The following is a 20447-nucleotide window of genomic DNA, read 5'->3' as shown; positions in this document are numbered from 1 at the left end:
AGTAGCTATAAAAAAGCCCTTGTAAAACAAATTACAAGGGCTCCTACACACAACCTTTATTATAGCTTGTAGCTAAAGCCTAACAAGTAAGTACGACCGTAATCTTGGTAGTCACGAACTTGTAGCGCGTTATCGCCAGAAAGCGATGTAAACGGCTCTTCTGTTAAGTTTTGAACTTGGAACTGAATTGATAACCCTTCAAGGCTTTCAACACCGCCCTCACTAAAGTCGTAGCCTGCTTGAATATCCCAAATTGTTTCGCCTAGGATATCTACTTGTTCAGTATCAAAGCCTAGCCCGTATACATCACCTTTAAAGGCACTACGTTTACGCATGCTGGTGCGCAGCTGAATACCATTCATTTCGTAGTAAACCGTTAAGCTTTGAATTTTGTCAGACAGACCCGGTAGCTCGTACTCATTACCGTTTTGATCTTCAATGTCTGATTCAATACCGGTATGGCTTGCAATTAAACCAAAGCCTTCAAGTGATGGGTGGAATATTTTAAATGGAAGCGCCAGTGATAGCTCGTAACCGTATAGGTCACCCCCACCGCCATTGATTTTACCACTCCCCGTACCCTCAGATGTAGCAGGAATTTCACCTGTTGATGGGTCAGCAACGCCCGACATATCAATTCCGTATGTGCCGTCAAAAATCCACTGGGTTAAATCTTTATAAAAGAATGCAGCAGAGAAGTAACCTTCATCACTAAAGTAGTTTTCGTATGTTAAATCGTAACCAGTGGCCTCTTTTGGCTCTAAATTAGGGTTACCACCCGATACAGACCAGTAGTTACCATTTTCATCAGGTATTGTGTTGTATGACGCATCAATAGATGAATTCATTTCGTCTAAACGTGCACGAGAAATTGTTTTAGCTGCACCAAAACGCACTGTTTGTTGCTCATCAATCGCAAGTGATAAGTTTAAGCTTGGTAATACGTGTGAATAATCGTGGCTAATATTAGTAGGTGAAGCCACTACAATACCATCTACAGTGCTAAATGCATTACCTTGAGATGATTGGTCGGTATGAACATAACGTACACCCACATTACCTGTAAGTGCTAAGCCGCTAACTTCTGCATTTATATTTGCTTGAACAAATGCAGAAGTGATTTCTTCTTTTACAGTCCACGATTTAGTCGCATGACTTGTATTTGTTAAGCTCTCTGCAAGTAAGTCATAATAACCATCGTTAACTAAGCCATTTACGTCATAAGCAATCATGTCGCCCATGCCAATAAAGCCTAAATCAACACTTCCGTTACGGTGCTGTTCTGGCACGCTAAGCATGCCTGGGTTATCAAGCGAAAAGCTAGATAACGTCATGAAGTAACCTTCTGAATCTTTTGTTTTCTCACGTTCTTTGTAAGACATACCAAATTCAATAGAGCTTATGTACTCGTTTTCTAATACCTTTGAAGCGGCTATTTTTAATGTTGATAATTCATCTTCAATAGTAGGTGCATTTATAAAACCGTCTTGCGCTTGGTTTTCATATTCAGTACCAGTTAAACCGTATTTATCGTTAAGTGCAGAGCTTTCACCCCACGAAAGCGGGCCACCTAACTGAATTAAACCATAATCGCTATAATCTAAATCATGTGAAAAAGTAGCCCCAGTGTTACCACCATTAAATGTGTAACCCAAGTTATCTGCAATACCGCGAGCATCGCCACGGCCAGTGCCTGAATAGCTTTCAACACTCCAGATTTTACGTTCTACTTGTGAATAACTTGCATCAAACTCTACTGACCACGAATCGTCAATATCGTATTTAGTATTAAAACCAAAAGCTGTAAGTTCTGCTTCGCGTTCTTCATAGTCATTACGAACTACAACACGCTGTCCTTGGGTTACTGCGCTTGTTATAAAGCCTGACGCTTCATCAACTACTACACTGTTTGAGTCGATACTACCTTGTCCCCACGCGAATGGAACTTCAATACCGCGTAAGATTTTTTCATCTGTAAAATCTACGTATAGCGCATCAAACGTCATACTTAGATTGTCTGTAGGTGCAGCTTCTAAAACAAGCATTGCCGAGTCACGCTCAAGCGTTGATGAGCGCACGTAAGGTTTAGCACCACCTAAAATTGAATAATCGTTACCATTTTCATTGAATTCTGGATAACCCCACGAGTTCCAACGCTTTTCTTGATTTGGTGAACTCATCGTATTTAAAGCAAATGCAACACCAATGGTATCGTCTGCAAACTGGTCAATGTATGAAACTGTACCTCGGTAACCGTCGTCGTTACCGTCTGGGTTTAATTTATCAAAGCTAGTTTGCTCATACTGTCCATTTACTTGTACAACACGTTCGCCTTTACTTAAAGGACGAACTGTTTGCATGTTAATTACACCTGCAATGCCTTCAGCATCAATACTTGCATTTGGCGTTTTATATACAGTTACACCGCTCATAATTTCTGAGGGGTAAAGGTCAAACTCTACGCCGCGGTTATCACCAATAGAGACTTGTTCACGACCATTAAATGTAGTACCACTTTCGTTTTCACCAAAACCACGAATTGATACTCTACTTGCGCGACCATCTAAGCGTTGCGCTGTTAAGCCAGGTAAACGTGCAATAGACTCAGCAATAGATGAATCAGGTAGCTTACCTATATCTTCTGCTGAAATTGACTCAACGACTTGAGTAGAAAAACGCTTTGTGTTGATTGATTCTACAACACTGCCACGAAAGCCTTTTACTTCGATAACCTCAACGTCATCATTTTTAACTGTATCTTCTTGTGCTGCTACAGAGGCAAAGCTTGCTAATCCTGCAGTAGCCATTGCCAACGTTAATATACTTGGTTTGAACATAGACATGATGTTTTTCCCGTTACCCATATTGTGATACTCGCTTCTTTATTTGAGTGATAGTCAAACAGGCGAGCTAATTTTGTTGTCAGGATGGATATTAACGCCAGTTTTATTTTATTAACAACTTTATGCATACGTATTCAACAGTTATAGCATGACTTCAGATTAATAGAAACCTTGCCAAACAAACATTAAACAATTGATTTTGTTATAAATAAAATTATTTAAAATGATGCAATCAACATTACATGTAAAATCTACTGTATCAAAAACTAAACTTAACAGGACGCAATGTAAACAAAGTGAAACTAATTAGTATCGCTATTCAAAATAAGAAATATTAGACGCAATTCAAATGTTTAATTGGTCAGACCATTAAATTCAAACATAAAATATATTTTCTCTTGTATGACAAACCGTTATGTTTAATAAAAGTCAGAAAGTAAGTGAGCACCATAATTGGTAAAAACCCAACACATAAATAAAACACCTTTAAACTAGCTATAAGTACTTATTTTTAATAATTTAATTGCGTTAATTTTAGTGCATACGTATGCAGACTTTTTACAGTGCACAAGGCTTCACGTATGCTTTTTGCAAATAACGTGATTAATCGTAATCACAAATAAAAATAGTCTAAATACTGTGTGGAATGAAGGAGAAAAGCATGACCCAAAAGCAGTGGTATAAAGGTGCGGTTATTTATCAAGTTTATCCGCGTAGCTTTCAAGATAGCAACAACGATGGCATTGGTGATTTAAGAGGGATTATTAATCGTATTGATTACATTAAAAGCTTAGGCGTTGATGCTATTTGGATTTCACCTTTTTTCAAATCGCCAATGAAAGACTTTGGCTATGATATTAGCGACTATCGTGACATTGACCCGCTTTTTGGTGACCTAAATGATTTTGATGAGCTAATAAGCGAAGCCCACACTCGTAATATTAAAATAATTATTGATCAGGTGTTAAGCCATACATCAGATCAACACCAATGGTTTACTGATAGCCGTGAAAATCAAAATAACAGTAAAGCCGACTGGTATGTTTGGGCTGACGCAAAAGATGATGGGACAGCCCCAAACAACTGGCTATCTATTTTTGGTGGTGGTGCTTGGCAGTGGGAGCCTCGTCGCGGGCAATACTACCTACATAATTTTTTAACCGAACAACCGGATCTTAACTTTCATAACCCAGATGTTCGAAAAGCTGTGCTTGATAATGTTGAGTTTTGGCTTAAAAAAGGCGTTGACGGTTTTAGGCTTGATGCAATTAATTTTTGCTATCACGACGCGCAATTACGTGATAATCCGGCTAAACCAAAAGATAAGCGCCAGGGGCGTGGTTTTAGTGAAGATAATCCGTATGCATTTCAGTACCATTACTACAATAATACTCAGCCTGAAAATATTGAGTTTATGCAAGATATTCGCACATTACTTAATAAATACCCAGGTACTGTATCGCTTGGCGAAATCTCATCAGAAGATTCATTAGCTACAATGGCGCAGTACACCCAAGGTGGCGACAAACTGCACATGGGTTATAGCTTTGAGCTATTAACAAATGATTACTCAAGTGAATATATTAGAACTACGGTTGAAACTCTAGAACAACGTATGACTGAAGGCTGGCCATGCTGGGCATTTAGTAATCATGATGTAGAGCGCGTAGCGAGCCGCTGGAGCGAAAATGGCGAAGTAAACCCTCAACAATGTAAAATGCTAACCGCCCTATTAGCTTCTCTTCGTGGCAGCGTGTGTATGTATCAAGGTGAAGAGCTAGGTCTAGGTGAAGCAAGTGTGGCATTTGAAGATTTACAAGACCCATACGGCATTACATTTTGGCCTAATTTTAAAGGGCGTGATGGCTGTAGAACACCAATGCCTTGGGATCTAGCTGTTTCATCTCATGCAGGTTTTAGTGAAGTAAAACCTTGGCTACCCGTTGATAATGCACATAAGCAGCAATCAGTAGCTATACAAACAGATGATAACAACTCAATTTTAAATGCCTACCGTGAGTTTATGGCATGGCGAAAAGGTCAAACAGTTTTACTTGAGGGTGATATTGAATTTATTGAAACGCCAGAGCCTGTGCTTGCTTTTTATAGAACGCTTGGAAAGCAAAGAATGCTTTGTATGTTCAATCTCAGCGCTAAGCAAACAAGTATTGATATGCCAACATCAATCGTTAAAGAATACACCGAGCTTAGCCACCACAGCGCAAAGTTAGACCAAGGCACCACAACGCTTGAGCCTTACGCATGTTTTTACGCTCAGTGTTAATGACTCAAAAGTTGCGTTTAATATTTACCTAAGTGCGTTACACACGAAAAAGCCCAAGCTATTCACTTGGGTTTTTTTATATTTAACGCATTCTAGTGACTTTTAGTTTCACCATTTAGACATTCAGTTAAAGCAAATAATACGGCTGATATTACAAACTTAAAATATCCTCATAGTAGAAATAAACAATGACGCTTATCCATTTCATTTTTGAACCTAAGAAATCAATTTTCCCTAAAACAATCTAAAGGTTATTAATATAAAGCGTAGAATCAGGTTTTCGTAGCTACTAAATATATTACTCCAGCCGATAATGCTGTACTTACTAAAATTAAAAAACTGACAAGTAAATTACTCATCCTCACGATAAAAAAATTTCGTTATCTTTTATTTCAATTTCGATTAAAAATCAGTATACCAACAGAGTTGTTCTGAATTGGGCACTACTGATTTATACCTAACTTTAAACTGGATAAATCAGTCATCACACCATTTTTTTAGGAATAAACGAATGAAAAAAGCATTGCTAGCATTAATCGTAGCACCACTATTTGCAGTATCTGCGACTTACGCGGTTGCAGACGATGCGCCAACAGCTTCAGCCGAAATGATAAAAGAATACACAGAAATGTGTGTTAACTGGGCTAAAGATGATGACGTAAGCAATGAAGAGCTAAATGCCTACGTATTAAAATGCGTAAATGATGAGCTTGAATCTGAAGGCTATAAAAAAGTATCTTCTGTTAAGATTTAATTATACCAATTACATTTAATTAGTGATCAATTATAGCGCTAAGAATAAAGCTCAATAGCTAAGCGAAAAAGCATGACATATATTTGTTCTCGGCAGCTGCTCCCTGCAATGCCTACTCTCTGCATCTATGCAGTCATATATGAATAGTTTTTAACGCAGTAACTGAGTTATTTAATACGCTAAAATGACCATGTTTTTAATCAAATTGGTAACACGCTTAGGTGAATGTACTGCTAATAAAGCCGTTGCGAAAGCATTCAACTAGGCACAAAAAAACCGGAATAGACACAAGCTGTGCATTCCGGTTTTTTTTTGACTTTTTAAATCTACAAAAGCTATGAATAAGCAATAACGAGCTTATTCATCTTCTTTTTTAGCTTTCGCTTTAGGCTTAGCTTTAGCTGGTGCCTTTTTTGCAGCTGCTTTCTTTTTAGGCGCTGCTTTTTTCTTCGCTTCTTCTGTCCATTTACCTGCCTCATAATGAGCAGTCCAGCCGGTAGCTTTACCGTCAACTTCAGTCATAACATACTGAGATTTATTTTTACGGCTATAGCGTACAACAGCAAGATTACCATCAGGATCTTTAGCTGGTGCATCTGCTAAATAATAAAACTTAGGCGAAATGCGGTCTCTAAAACGTTTTAGTTCTTCAACCTTAGGTGCACGTGTTTCACGTGACTTAGGAAAAGTATTTGCGGCTAAAAATATACCCGCAGCGCCATCACGTAAAACAAAATACGCATCTGACTTTTCACACTCTAATTCAGTAATGTGAACAGGATCTTCTTTTGGTGGAGCAGCCTCGCCATTTTTAAGTAACTTACGTGTGTTCTTACACTCGTCGTTATTACAACCAAAGTACTTACCAAAGCGACCCGATTTAAGCTCCATGTCAGAACCGCACTTATCACATTCGATAATTGGTCCGTCGTAGCCTTTAATTTTAAAGGTACCTTCTTCAACTATATGCCCTTTACATGCTGGGTTATTACCACACACATGTAGTTTACGGGTTTCGTCAATTAGGTATGAGTCCATTGCAGTTTCACAAATAGGACAACGCTTCATCTGCATTAATTTTTCGGTTTCTACGTCTTCGACATCAGCAGCAACCGCTTCATCGCCCGACACTAAGTTCATTGTTGTTGTACAACGCTCTTTTGGCGGAAGGCTGTAACCAGTACACCCTAAGAAAACACCGGTTGAAGCCGTACGTATACCCATTTTGCGGCTACATGTAGGGCATTCTATATCGGTTTCAACCATCTCATTAAGACGCATGCCGCCATTCTCTGGCTCGTCTTTAGCGACAGTTAGTTGCGTTGAAAAATCAGCATAAAACTTATCTAAAACTTGAGTCCATACACGCTTGCCTTCAGCAATGTCATCTAAACGACCTTCCATTTTAGCTGTAAAATCAAAGTTCATTAAATCAGTGAAGTTTTCAACTAAGCGGTCAGTAACAATTTCACCCATTTTTTCAGCAAAGAAACGGCGATTTTCTACACGTACATAACCACGATCTTGAATTGTTGATATAATCGACGCATAAGTAGATGGACGACCAATACCACGCTTTTCAAGCTCTTTTACTAAACTAGCTTCACTAAAGCGAGCTGGCGGCTTAGTAAAATGCTGCTTAGGATCAAGTTCTATTAAAGTAAGTATTTCACCTTCTTTAACAGCTGGCAGTGATTGATCTTCTTCGTTCTTTTTACGCACCGCAGGTTGTACTTTTGTCCAACCATCAAAGCGAAGCACGCGGCCTTTTGCTTTGAGCTGGAAATCGTTAGCTGCAACAGTCAGTGTTGTTAAGTCGTATTCAGCAGGTACCATTTGACACGCTACAAACTGACGCCAAATTAGCTCATACAGCTTTTTAGCATCGGCATCTACGCCTTCGATATGACCAGACAACACAGTAACGCTTGAAGGACGAATTGCCTCATGCGCTTCTTGTGCATTGCCTTTAGAGCTATAGTTAATTGGATCTTTTGGTAAATATTTAGCACCAAACTCGTTCGTTACATACTCACGACACATTTCAACCGCATCTTTTGAAAGATTGGTAGAATCGGTACGCATATAAGTAATATAACCGCCTTCATACAAACGCTGAGCGAGCATCATAGTCTTTTTAACGCCATAACCTAGGCGTGTACTTGCCGCTTGTTGCATGGTTGAAGTAATTAATGGCGCACTTGGGCGACTTTTACTTGGTTTTTCTTCAACGCTAATTACTTTGTATTCTGCATTCTCAAGGCTTTTAACAGCTGCGCTAGCCTGAGCTTCATTTACAGGCTTAAATGCCTTTCCTGCTTGTTTGGTTACTTCTAAGCGTAACTCAGACTCAGTATTCTTAACATCAGCGTGAATATCCCAAAACTCTTCAGGGATAAATGCCTTAATTTCACGTTCACGCTCAACTAATAAGCGTACCGCAACAGACTGAACTCGTCCTGCAGATAGACCACGTGCAACTTTTGCCCACAACAAAGGAGAAACCATAAAGCCTACAACACGGTCTAAAAAGCGTCGTGTTTGCTGAGCGTAAACCATGTCAGTATTAAGCTCACCTGGTGTTTCGAAGGCTTGTTGTATTGCGTTTTTGGTAATCTCGTTAAAAACTACGCGCTTATACTTTTCAGGTTCACCGCCAATGATTTCTTGAAGGTGCCAAGCAATTGCTTCCCCTTCTCTATCCAAATCCGTTGCGAGGTATATTTGATCTGCATTTTCAGCCAGCTTTTGTAATTCTTGAACAACTTTCTCTTTACCTGGCAGGATTTCATAATGCGGCTCCCAACCTTGCTCAGGATCAATACCCATACGCGCGACCAGGTTAGTATAATCTCGTTGCTTTTTATACGCTGCTTTCTCTTCAGGCTCCATTTTGCGAACTTCTGCTGGCGTTTTAGTTGCCGGCACTTTAGCTTTGCTCGAACCTGAAGTAGGTAAATCACGTACATGCCCAATACTGGACTTTACGATGAAGTCATTACCTAAATATTTATTAATTGTTTTAGCCTTAGCAGGTGACTCTACAATTACTAGCGATTTGCCCATAGTTGCCTATTTCTAACCAAATATTAAAAATGTGTTTTGCCGACATAAGCGGCGCGAATATTTATAGGTATATCTACAAACACTAGTTGTTACAAGCTTTTAATACAAACTTTTCAGTATTTACTGAATAAACGAACAATTTTTGTCGTTAAATTAAACAAACAGGTGTTTTTAGATTAATTGATGTGGAATATATAGAACAGAAACAAAAATGCCAACCTAAAGGTTGGCATTTTTTATTTTAAACTACTCATTAGCAATCAACTATCATCACTTATTGCAATTTGAGCTGTTGAAATGTTGCCTTTCCCTGTCGTAAATTCGACGGTTAAGAAGCCTTCAGTTTTATCATTTCCTTCTGCTTCGCGGCTAACTGATAGAGCTTCACCAAATGCAAACGTTGCATTTGAATTGCGAATATCAAAACCATCTGTACCGCTGTATTCACCATTATCAGTAGATATAGCTACGCTGGTACCTGCAGGCATTGGGTTATTATATATATCAGAGTAATAAACAGCGAAAGTTAACGCTGATAGCTGATTCCCTGAATCTGCAGTAGTTATGTTAATTGAACCCACATCACAGTAATCTGTATTATCAGTTGCTTCTAATCTCAAGATAATAGCGCCAGACTGAGTATCTGCTTGACGATAGATATAATTACACTCTTCGATATCCTGCGCTAGCTGCATAGCGTTATCAGTAAATACTGTAGGGTCATCTATAACTGTTTCTTCTAATGCTTCAGCAAAGCGATTACGTAGTTCACTTTTTGTTACCACAAATCTACTGTATGCGGTACTACCCGACATAATAATTTCAAAAGAATCACGAATATCAACTAGTTCTTTAGTACACAGACTTTCAAATGTGTCACCATCAGTTGGTGTTGTTGCTTCCGCTTTACATACTAAACCATTATATTTTCCATCAGCTAGCGTGTGCATACCATTGAGGTCAATATCCCAGTTTTCTTCAAAATGTCCAGCATTTGTATTCTCTGGGCTACATGGATCATCACTATCGCCTTCTTGACAGTTATCAGCGGCTTTTATCACTGTCGCTGTAACAGGATCATAAATACCAGCTAAGCCATCATAAACACCGTTTTCATTGTGATCGATAAATGCTTCTGTTAGATCATAGCCACTATAATATTCGTTGGTATCAAAACGCCCATTTCCGTTAATGTCAATGAACGATTCTTGACCTTTAGCGGTAACAAGCACTGTTGCACGACCACCAAGCGGGACGCCATTTTCATTGAAAGCAGCATTTAAAATACCGGCCATACAAGGTGCTGCAGAACCAAAGTAAAGATCACAGTTAAGTTCATTAGTTTCACTTTTAGGGTTAATGCTGTTAATCTTATTGCCCCATTTTGCATCTGTGAATGGTTTTGGGTTTTGTGAACGCCATTGAGCAACGCATTGACCGTCGACTGTATTACACTCAAGCTGCGCATTAAACTCTGTACCATCAATGGTACCAATAGCACCCCCTTCAGTTGTTAAGTATACCGATGTACCATCAGGAACAGGGTTGTTAAAATGATCAGCTAAATAAACATTAACTTCTTCAATATCACCGGTATAATTTAACGCTTCAATATTGAAGTTAGTTGGTGCAGCAGTGAAACTATTGCCATCAGGTAAACCCGAACTAATCGAAACTAAATCAGATACTGTTATTACTTGCTCATCTAATGAAACTAATGAGAGTTCTCCGGTTGGACATGAAACATTAACATCACGCTCTGCGTCATCAAGAAGACACTCATCATAAAGTTCTTTCCAGCATGTAACGTTGTCGTTTTGGTCAGCTGGAATAAGTTCGTCTGGGATGTAGCAAGCTTGCACACGCACACCCTGAGGAACAAAACCAGAGTTCACTTGAATACGTGCTAAACCTTCAGAGTCTGTTGAAACACTAGCATGCGAATAACCGGTTGCATCTGTAACTTCAGAAAGTGATATGCCACCATTAGTCGAGCTTAAACGAAAGTCTAAGCGCTTTTGCTTAGCAGTATTACCTATTTCATCTGTTAATTTGAATGTAAGTTGGCTGATTTCTTTACGAGAAACTCCACCAGTCCCTTTTAGTGCAATTACATTTTCTGATGCTTCAACAAATTCAATCGAGCTTACTGCGGCAGCCGATACAGGTACATTAACTGTAACAACTTTTGGTGTACCACCAGTAAGCACTGTCGCTGTAACCGTATCGCCTTGTGATGTGTTACAGCCATTACTTCGGTATGTCGCTGTTGCAATACCACTAATACTCGTTGCAGTATCATCCATAACAGCAAGATCAGATTCAACACAACCAGATGTAAATTCAACATCTAGTGGAGTCACAAACAAATCTCCATTTGCATCATAAATATTTACTGAAATAACCGTTGTAGCTCCAGCTGCTAGCGGCACAAATTCGTTATCAATCACATTGCCAGCATCATCTAATTTATTATATAAACCATTCGAAATTTCAACACTTAATTCTGCTGTAGCGATTTCAAATGCTTTTGAAGCAGTAACTGATTTAGCAGTAACAGATACTTCTCCCGCACCACTGTTTGCTCCTGGCTGTAATTTTAAAATTGCAAAACCAAAGTTATCTGTTAGTGCTTTACCTGATTCTGGTAACAAGGCACCAAGGTCTGTAGATAACTCAGCTATAATGCCATCAATACCATCACCTGAACTTGTATCTGTGACTTTAATCATAACGTCAATAAGTTCATCAGAAGAGAATTGATTTACAACATTACAACCAGATGCTAGATATGTGCTTTCGAGGGATGTTGTGTTGCGATTAGCATCCCAATCACTTGTACAGCCTTGTAATAACTTGATATCAAGCTCTGCTTCAGCACTTTCCACAGGTGCATCATCACCATTTGAAATAAAGCCTGCAACTTTAGTAATGCTATTACCGCTTTCATCCGTATAGATGGCAACGACTTGGCCCGCACCTTTTGAATCACCGCTACTGAGCGTTACGGAAGCTTTACCACTCCCGTCTGTTAATGCCGTACCTAACACAGGTGTGATTTTACCTGTGTAGTTAGTTGTAAAAGAAATTAGCTGGCCTTGTAAAGGTTCATCTTCATCTAACAAGGTAGCGGTAACCGTCCCTTTATTATCTTTACTGACTGGATTTTCAGCTGTAAATGGCGAACCAGTAATATCTAAAATTGAAATATCTAGTTCAATACTTCCACTCACACTTGAGTCATCATTCTCAGAACCATCTGATGCAAATCCAAACGAATCACTGTAGGTGTCTACACCGTTAATATAGGTAGCAGTAATAATACCCGCCCCCGCAGTATCGCCTGCCGTAAGAGTGATCGATGCTACACCTTCAGTGTTAGTTAAAACCGTGCCAGAGACTGGGTCAAGTAAACCAATAGAATCCGCTAACGTGAATGTAATACGCTCGCCAGACACTGCATCACCATCTTCATTAACTAAACTAGCTCTTAATTCTAAAGGAGCATTAACAGTCACACTATTCGACTCAGTATCACTCGCTTTCAAATAACCTTTCAAACTTATTGTATAGGTTGATGTTTCCGTCGTGGAATCACCATCACTAATAGAGCCGTCTTTTTCAAGTGACCCACCGCCACCACAGGCTGTGAGTAAAAAACTTAGCAATGAAATGCCGAGCAGTCGCATTAAAGGCATGAACCTCTCCCTAGCGTTGTTATTATAATCAAAATTAATTTTCACTTAATATTAACCTATAACTTAGTATAAAATCACAGTTTTTTATTACTTTTTTGAGTGAAATATTTTTAAATAAATACTAACTTTTTCTGTAGTAAATATTTCCTTGCTGGTAGTCTATGGCAAATTTATAAAATGTAGATCAGGAAATATGTCAAAAATCCGTTCAATGAGTTTAACCACTCGCATCATGATTGGTATGGCGCTTGGGGTTACAGTAGGTTTTATATTTCAGGCTATATTAGCTGGTGAAGACGATTATCTAATACCACTTGGGTTATTCTCTTTGCCAATTAAAGCCTTTTTTGTTGATGGTATTTTCCATGTTGGTGGTCAAATATTCATTGCCAGCTTGAAAATGTTAGTTGTGCCTCTTGTTTTTGTATCGCTTGTTTGTGGTACCTGTAGCTTAAGCGACCCTAAAAAACTAGGCCGCCTAGGTGGTAAATCTATTGGTTTATATTTATTAACTACAGCTATTGCTATAACAGTGGCGATTACACTTGCCTTATTATTTAGCCCGGGTGAAGGTATAAGCTTGCCATCTAATGCAACCTACGACGCTAAAGAAGCACCTACCCTTGCACGTGTAATTATAGATATGTTTCCTACAAATCCTTTTGAAGCAATGGCCAAAGGCAATATGCTTCAAGTTATTGTGTTTGCACTTTTATTTGGTGTAGCAATGGCATTAAGTGGTAAAGCAGGAAAGCGTGTTGCTACCGTATTTGAAGATTTAAACACTGTGATTTTAAAACTAGTTACGCTGTTAATGAATATTGCCCCTTATGGCGTGTTCTTTTTAATGGCAAAACTATTTACAACAATTGAGCTTAACTTAATTGTTAGCCTAGCCAAATACTTTGGCGTTGTAGTGCTTGCACTGTTATTACATGCTTTTGTAAACTACACATTGCTTTTAAAAGTATTAACGGGCTTAAACCCGCTTATTTTCTTAGCAAAAATGAAGCACACATGCTTATTTGCATTTAGTACCTCGAGCTCAAGCGCAACTATGCCTATTACACTTGAAACTGCTACTAAAAAACTAGGTGCTAATAACTCGGTTGCCTCATTTACTATCCCACTGGGTGCTACCATTAACATGGATGGCACTGCCATCATGCAAGGTGTGGCTACCGTGTTCATTGCACAAGTGTTTAGTGTCGATTTGACAATATCTGATTATTTAATGGTTATATTAACAGCAACACTTGCCTCTGTAGGTACAGCAGGCGTACCTGGTGTTGGTTTAATAATGCTGGCCATGGTACTTAACCAAGTTGGCTTACCTGTAGAAGGGATTGCAATTATTATCGGTGTAGACCGCTTGCTAGATATGACACGTACAGCAGTTAATGTAACCGGCGATTGTATGGTTACCTGTGTTGTTGCTAAATCTGAAGGGGAACTTGATGAGAGCATCTTTAACGACCCTAATGCAGCTAAAGACTTAGAAGATTATCATAAGTCTATTGACTCTTAAGCTACATTTATACAGCTATAAAAAACCTTGATGCAATACATCAAGGTTTTTTTTCGAGTAGAAAGAATTAAACTGAATCGTAAAAAAATTCTAATCTAAGGATTTAGGGATTTAAATTTAGAGAGTAAGTTTATTCCCACTTTATTTACACCACTACTCAGGCCAAGAGCTAGCTTATCGCTTAATCCCTTTTTAATTTTGTATTTAATCTTATAAATTTGGCGCTCATGTTGCTGCTCCAGCAATGCATCATCACTTGTCTTTATGACATCTACCAAACCTTTATCAATCGCTTGAGTTGCAAACCAATGCTCGCCTGTCGCAACTAAGTTTATATCTAAGCTTGGACGTTGAGTGCTTACAAACGTTTTAAATAAATCATGTGTTTGTTCAATTTCTTCACGAAATTTTTCACGGGCCTTATCTGTGTTTTCACCAAATAAAGTAAGCGTACGTTTAAACTCACCTGCAGTTATTTGCTCAAATTCCACATCATTTTTCTTTAATATTTTATTAAAGTTTGGTATTTGAGCTATCACACCAATAGATCCAACTATGGCAAAAGGGGCTGCCAGTATCTCATCGGCTACACACGCCATCATGTAACCACCGCTCGCTGCTACTTTATCAATTGCAACACTCAAAGGAATACCGGCATTTTTAATACGCTGTAGCTGAGATGCAGCAAGTCCGTAGCCATGCACTACTCCGCCGCCACTTTCTAAACGAATAAGTACTTTGTCTTTACTTGGGTTAGCAATAGAGATAATGGCTGTTATTTCTTCTCGTAAGCTTTCTACTTCGTGAGCGTCCATACTGCCTACAAAGTCAATTACATATAAACGAGGTTTAGGCTCATCTTTATCTGCTTTTTTACTTTGCGATTTAAGCTGTTTTTGGTGTGCTTTAAGCTCTTTTTTACCCAGCGTATTTTGTAGAAAACTTTCTTTAAGATCGACTAATTGCTCTGATATGTCGTCAATTTGTATTTCACCTTTTTTGGCTTTAGGCTTAACTGCAGCGCCAACTATTAGCATTAGAATAACTGCTATAGCGATAACAAAAGTGACTGTCTTAGCAAAAAACAAACCGTACTCGTATAAAAATTCCAACAGGTTTCTCCATTTATAAATTTCAGCTAATTTAGCATGCTTTAAAACAAAAAAAAGCCACTTTTCAGTGGCTTTTAAAGGTTAATTATTTTACTGGTTATTAATTAGTCACAATCTCAGGATTTGACACTAATAACATACGTCCACGAGAAGCTAAGTAAGTTGCTACTTGTAACTGCATTTCTGCATTAGCAGCAGCACTGCCCTCAACAGTCGAAGCCTCTGCATCATCTTGAGCTGGCGTTAAAATGGAACCATGATGGCCAGTCGTAAACTTCACTAAATAGCTAGAAGGTATTTCACTCAATGCTTGCGAAGTACTTACTGTTTCTAACCCCATAAAGTTGGCTAAAGGGATTGTACCTGCAATTGGATTGTTAGCAGTCATTGGCGGAATAACTTGATCTGGCTTGTTATTATCTGTGCCATCACCAACAACAACATTCATATACACAGGTGTTTCTAGTGCTTTAACCGTTGCTGCATAGTTAGTCGGGTCGCCGCTATCTAATGCTGTTTGTGCTGCAAATACAAACTGCGTCATTACGCCCTTTATATTAGCAAGTTTATCGGTTTCTCCCGCCATCGTTAGCGATGCTGCAAATTCATTAAAGCCACATGAGATACTTGCTTGCGTTTCCTCTGATTCGCCACAGTTAGAAACCGCGGGCCCATCTCTGAATGCCTTAAACTCTATCGATTCAGCAGTTCCAGCTTTAGCAAGGACAGAGCCTTGAATAAATGGACCAAACGCTGCTGATTCTAACAAGAAGCTAGCAATACCGCCGCCGCCACTTGCAAGCGCTACCGTATTTACATTAAATAGCGGATCAAGCGTTTCTGCCATTGGCGTATTAGCTTGAGCAATAAATGCTGGAGCAACAATTGAACCCAAAGAGTGTCCAACGTAAGTTACATCTTTACTGTTAATAGTTGCATCATTAATAAAGTTTAAGCCTAAACGCAAACCTAATAAATCAGCAGCCGATTGACGTAGACTATCACGTGCAACTAGTAACGAACTTAAGTTCATGTAGCTAAGGACAGAGCCCGTTGTAGCATTAAAATCGTCTGTCCCATCATCACCAACATCTATACCACGCTCACCGTGGCGAGGATGATCAATAGCAACCGTTGCAAAGCCTTGAATAGAAAGCTGCGCCGTTAAAGCAAGCATACTTTCTTTTTGTGTTGTAATACCGTGTTGCATAATAACAACTGGCCAGCCACCTTCTGGGATACTTTCAAGCTCAGGTAAACCATAAGCTGAACGATAAACATTTATATCTGCTAAAATTGGCTTTGTGATTTGTACAGGTATAGTCTCACTGCTTTGAGCTAGTGGAACTGGGTTATATTTAGTTAAATGCCGAGTAATATCTATTTTTGGATAGTCATGTAGACGGGTATTTATTTGCTGACAAACGTCTTCATAAGGCCCTTCGTCAAACATAGTTGCATCAATATCTTCTTCTTTACCCTCATCTCGTAACTTTTGATCCGCGGCTAACTGATTTAATACTGCAACAGGGCTTGAACACATTGCTTTCCAGTATGTGTCATTCAAAGCACTTATATCTGTACCTGTTGGTGTGCCTAGATACATTGGTAAAGTAATTTCACCTTTAATGTATTCAACAGCATCAAATGGTGCAAAAGTAGCTATATCTGGAAAATCTAAAAAATCTTTAACCGTTTCTTCAGACTCTGTGATAGTTATTTTTGGTATGGTTGCAGGATTTCTCAAACTACCAGCTAATAATTGTTTAATGGTACCAAGCACTGGCCCTGCAGACTGAATAGTCATTGCGCTAGAAAAAATAATATCGTCTTTTGAAATGTCACCTGAACTAACCACTACATTTTCGTAGCTATTTACAGCTCCTTGCAAACCAAGTTGAGCATCTGTAATTAATGGCGCTTCTTCACTCACGGAGGCATAAGTAGATGAAGGCTCAATAGAACGCCCTAATGAATCTTTAAGCCCTGTAGTTAATACATTGATGTATGAGCTACCGGCTGTAAATGGTTTTAAAGGAATAATGGCAACGGCATCACCTGAGGCCTGAGTTACAAAGTCAACGCCAAAAGTAAGCTCGCCAACCAGTTTACAAGCTGTTCCAGCAGCGACTACAGAACATTCTGCGTCGGTTAAACTCGCACCCATTACAACTTCAAAAATCCTTACTGTACCAGGGGTCCCCGCAGACGCTTCATCTAAACTCACATTTGGTGGAAATGTTAAATCAATTTTATAAGGAACCTGCGAAGACCAACCGTCAAGCGCACCTAGTGCAAGTTGAGGGTTTGCATAAGCCGCGCGAGAAACAAAAATATTATTATCATCTGTTTCATCTGGCAGATTTAGAGTCCCGTCTAAAGTACCACTGAGTAGTAAATCGTTAGGTACCGATAAGATACCTGCTGCAGGATCAAATGTAACTGTTGCTGTTGGGACAACTGGTGCTGTGTCATTTTTGACATCTGTTAACGTTTCTCCACCGCCACAACCTGCTAAAGCAGCTGTAACTGAGAGTGAAAGTAGCATTTTTTTCATATTGTTGGCTCCGCACGTATTTTATTTTTATAGTGTGTTTAATCAGTGTATTAAGTTAAAACAATGTAATCAGGTTATTAATGAGACATTAGACCAGTTAAACTTAACGTAAAGTTTCTATTTTCGCCACCTAATTTTACAATAAATTCGATTACTTCACGTTTCGCTATGTTAAAATCAAAAAAATTATATGAATTGGTACTTTTATGCACACATATCAAGCAGCTGAAAACGCACTTAAAGATAAAGTTATTTTAATAACAGGCGCCGGTGATGGTATTGGCCGAGTTGCAGCAATTACGTATGCAAAATACGGCGCTACAGTTATCTTATTAGGAAAAACAACTAATAAACTTGAATGTGTTTACGATGAAATTGTTAATGCTGGCTACCCTAAACCTGCAATAGTCCCTATGGATTTAAAAGGCGCAACGAAGCAAAACTACCGTGACCTTGCTGCAACAATCGAATATCAGTTTGGACGCCTTGATGGGTTGCTTAATAATGCAGGCATTTTAGGGTCACTCGGTCCGCTTGAACATTTTTGCTCATCTACGTTCGAAAACATAATGAAAGTAAACGTGACTGCACAAGCAATGATCACTAAAGCACTTTTTCCTGTTCTTCGTAAGTCTGATAATGCATCGATAGTATTTACGTCATCAGGTGTAGGCCGCAAAGGTCGTGAATTTTGGGGGCCTTATGCCATCTCAAAATTTGCAGTGGAAGGTATGATGCAAACATGGGCATGTGAAGTAGGTAAAACGAATATTCGTGTAAACTGTATTAACCCAGGCGCTACTCGCACTTCAATGCGAGCTGCTGCATATCCAGGTGAAGATAGAGACGCGCTTGCTACACCAGAGGATTTAATGCCTACATATTTATATCTAATGAGTGACGATTCTAGTGAAGTGAATGGCGAATCGTTAGATGCTCAAGTAAAAAAGTAATTTAGAGTTTAAATAATTTAAACAGCACATTAAAAAAGCCGCAATTAGCGGCTTTTTTGTGTTCAATAAATAACTAATTGATTATTTACGTTTAGTCGGCTTAACACGCTGATTGTGTTTTTTAACTGCTTTACGAATTTGGTTGATTTTAGCGCGTTTATCTTTGCGTTTTTCAGGCATAACAGAAAGCTTAGTTTGTGTTTCGCGGCCTAATTTAACGGTTTTACGCAAGTAGTTTACTGTTTCTAAATCATACTCCATCCAACCACCTTGCGGCACGCGCTTATCAAGCTCTAGTTTACCGTAACGAATACGAATAAGACGAGATACTTCCGCATCTTGAGACTGCCATAAACGACGAACTTCACGGTTACGCCCTTCATTTAACGTTACGTTAAACCAACGGTTAACGCCTTCGCCACCCATAGGGGTTACAGTCGTGAATTTGGCTGGACCATCTTCAAGCTCAACACCACGTAGTAAGTTTTTAACCGTTTCATTGGTTACTTCACCAAATACACGCGCAGAGTATTCACGCTCTACTTCATAGCTTGGATGCATTAAACGGTTAGCTAATTCACCATCATTAGTAAAGAGCATCAAACCCGATGTATTAACGTCTAAACGACCCACTGCAATCCAACGTTCACCATCAATGCGAGGAAGTCGATCAAATACTGTACGACGCCCTTCTGGATCTTTACGTGTGCTTAACTCACCTTCTGGTTTGTTATACATAATTACACGACAGATTCTATCTGCTTTTTCTTCAATCTTTACAGTGTGTCCGTCAACACGAATCAAATCGGTTTCTTCAACACGGTCACCTAACTTTGCCACTTTACCGTTTACGCTAACGCGGTTTGCGTCAATGTATTTTTCCATTTCACGGCGTGAGCCTACGCCTGCACGGGCTAAGACTTTTTGTAACTTTTCACCTTGTATAATACTCATTCGGATGGTTCTCTCACAGAAGGATCGCTCAATAACTGGTTAATTTTACTTTGCTGCTCAGTTGGCAACGCAGGTAAATTTTCAAGCCCAGTTAACGAAAAATAATCTAAAAATTGCTTAGTAGTTGCATATAAAGCCGGCTTTCCCGGAACCTCTTTATGCCCTACCACTTTAACCCACTCTCTTTCGAGTAAGGTTTTAATAATATTCGAACCCGTAGTAACACCTCTTACTTGCTCAATTTCGCCGCGTGTAATGGGCTGCCTGTATGCAATAAGTGATAATGTTTCCAGTAAAGCACGTGAATACTTAGGCGCGCGCTCTTGCCACAAGTTATTTAACCAAGGGCTTAAACTACTGCATGCCTGAAACCGATACCCACTACCAACTTCAACTAAGCGAATACCACGAGTTTGAAAATGTTCTTGTATTGTATCTATTGCGTCGTTTATTCGCGCCATAGAAATAGCTAAATCTATTAATACAGTGTCTTTAAGGTGGCGTTTACTCACAGGCTTATCTGCAACAAAAATAGCTGCTTCAATGATCTCAACTAGTTGTTCATCACTAATTCGCCGACCCGCCATACACACTCTTAACAAATAAAAATACACAGCAATCTATTATGACAGAACAACACCAAACTAGGAAAATATATCTATCAAATAACTAAATTTAAAACACAAAAAAGCCAGTGA

Annotated in this window: 11 protein-coding genes; 4 read left to right on the top strand and 7 right to left on the bottom strand. The window is 39.0% G+C overall.

Translation table 11 applies throughout. The annotated features are described in order from the left end of the window. Window positions 1-59: 59 nt before the first annotated feature. On the bottom strand, window positions 60-2843 hold the full coding sequence (locus RB214_RS07550) for a TonB-dependent receptor (protein WP_309168716.1): 2784 nt from the start codon (window positions 2841-2843) through the stop codon (window positions 60-62). A gap of 661 nt (window positions 2844-3504) precedes the next feature. On the opposite strand from RB214_RS07550, the gene RB214_RS07545 reads away from it, so the two are divergent. Together RB214_RS07545 and RB214_RS07540 are read left to right on the top strand one after the other, a co-directional pair. Further along, complete coding sequence (locus tag RB214_RS07545) at window positions 3505-5127, top strand: alpha-glucosidase family protein (protein ID WP_309168715.1); 1623 nt, start codon at window positions 3505-3507, stop codon at window positions 5125-5127. A gap of 511 nt (window positions 5128-5638) precedes the next feature. Next, a complete protein-coding gene (locus RB214_RS07540) occupies window positions 5639-5881 on the top strand; it encodes a hypothetical protein (protein WP_002959734.1) in 243 nt (80 codons plus the stop codon). A gap of 357 nt (window positions 5882-6238) precedes the next feature. Here the strand turns inward: RB214_RS07540 and topA are convergent, their stop codons facing one another. Both topA and RB214_RS07530 read right to left on the bottom strand, forming a co-directional pair. Then, window positions 6239-8947: a type I DNA topoisomerase gene (gene topA, locus RB214_RS07535; protein WP_165724080.1), complete on the bottom strand. Its 2709-nt coding sequence runs from the start codon at window positions 8945-8947 to the stop codon at window positions 6239-6241. A 260-nt stretch (window positions 8948-9207) separates the two neighbouring features. Continuing rightward, a complete protein-coding gene (locus RB214_RS07530; RefSeq protein ID WP_121955494.1) occupies window positions 9208-12645 on the bottom strand; it encodes a hypothetical protein in 3438 nt (1145 codons plus the stop codon). A gap of 193 nt (window positions 12646-12838) precedes the next feature. On the opposite strand from RB214_RS07530, the gene RB214_RS07525 reads away from it, so the two are divergent. Then, window positions 12839-14173, top strand: a complete 1335-nt coding sequence (locus RB214_RS07525) for a dicarboxylate/amino acid:cation symporter (protein ID WP_309168714.1) — start codon at window positions 12839-12841, stop codon at window positions 14171-14173. Window positions 14174-14268: 95 nt separating this feature from the next. Here RB214_RS07525 and sohB read toward each other — a convergent pair whose 3' ends face one another. Both sohB and RB214_RS07515 read right to left on the bottom strand, forming a co-directional pair. Beyond that, window positions 14269-15285: a protease SohB gene (sohB, locus tag RB214_RS07520; protein ID WP_309168713.1), complete on the bottom strand. Its 1017-nt coding sequence runs from the start codon at window positions 15283-15285 to the stop codon at window positions 14269-14271. Window positions 15286-15385: 100 nt separating this feature from the next. Next, window positions 15386-17842: a VolA/Pla-1 family phospholipase gene (locus tag RB214_RS07515; protein WP_309168712.1), complete on the bottom strand. Its 2457-nt coding sequence runs from the start codon at window positions 17840-17842 to the stop codon at window positions 15386-15388. Window positions 17843-18048: 206 nt separating this feature from the next. Here RB214_RS07515 and RB214_RS07510 point away from each other — a divergent pair, with 206 nt between their 5' ends. Beyond that, window positions 18049-18795 carry a YciK family oxidoreductase gene (locus RB214_RS07510; protein ID WP_007375386.1) on the top strand — a complete coding sequence of 249 codons (747 nt, stop codon included), beginning with the start codon at window positions 18049-18051 and terminating at the stop codon, window positions 18793-18795. A gap of 81 nt (window positions 18796-18876) precedes the next feature. On the opposite strand, the gene rluB is transcribed toward RB214_RS07510, so the two are convergent. Both rluB and scpB read right to left on the bottom strand, forming a co-directional pair. Next, window positions 18877-19749 carry a 23S rRNA pseudouridine(2605) synthase RluB gene (gene rluB, locus RB214_RS07505; RefSeq protein WP_024595359.1) on the bottom strand — a complete coding sequence of 291 codons (873 nt, stop codon included), beginning with the start codon at window positions 19747-19749 and terminating at the stop codon, window positions 18877-18879. Continuing rightward, complete coding sequence (scpB, locus tag RB214_RS07500) at window positions 19746-20336, bottom strand: SMC-Scp complex subunit ScpB (protein WP_002959713.1); 591 nt, start codon at window positions 20334-20336, stop codon at window positions 19746-19748. Before scpB ends, rluB begins: the two co-directional genes overlap by 4 nt. Between the last annotated feature and the right edge of the window lie 111 nt (window positions 20337-20447).

Source organism: Pseudoalteromonas sp. HL-AS1 (genome assembly GCF_031198785.1).
In the GTDB taxonomy this organism is placed as follows: Bacteria; Pseudomonadota; Gammaproteobacteria; order Enterobacterales; family Alteromonadaceae; genus Pseudoalteromonas; species Pseudoalteromonas distincta.
This window is presented reverse-complemented; position numbering and strand designations above follow the sequence as displayed.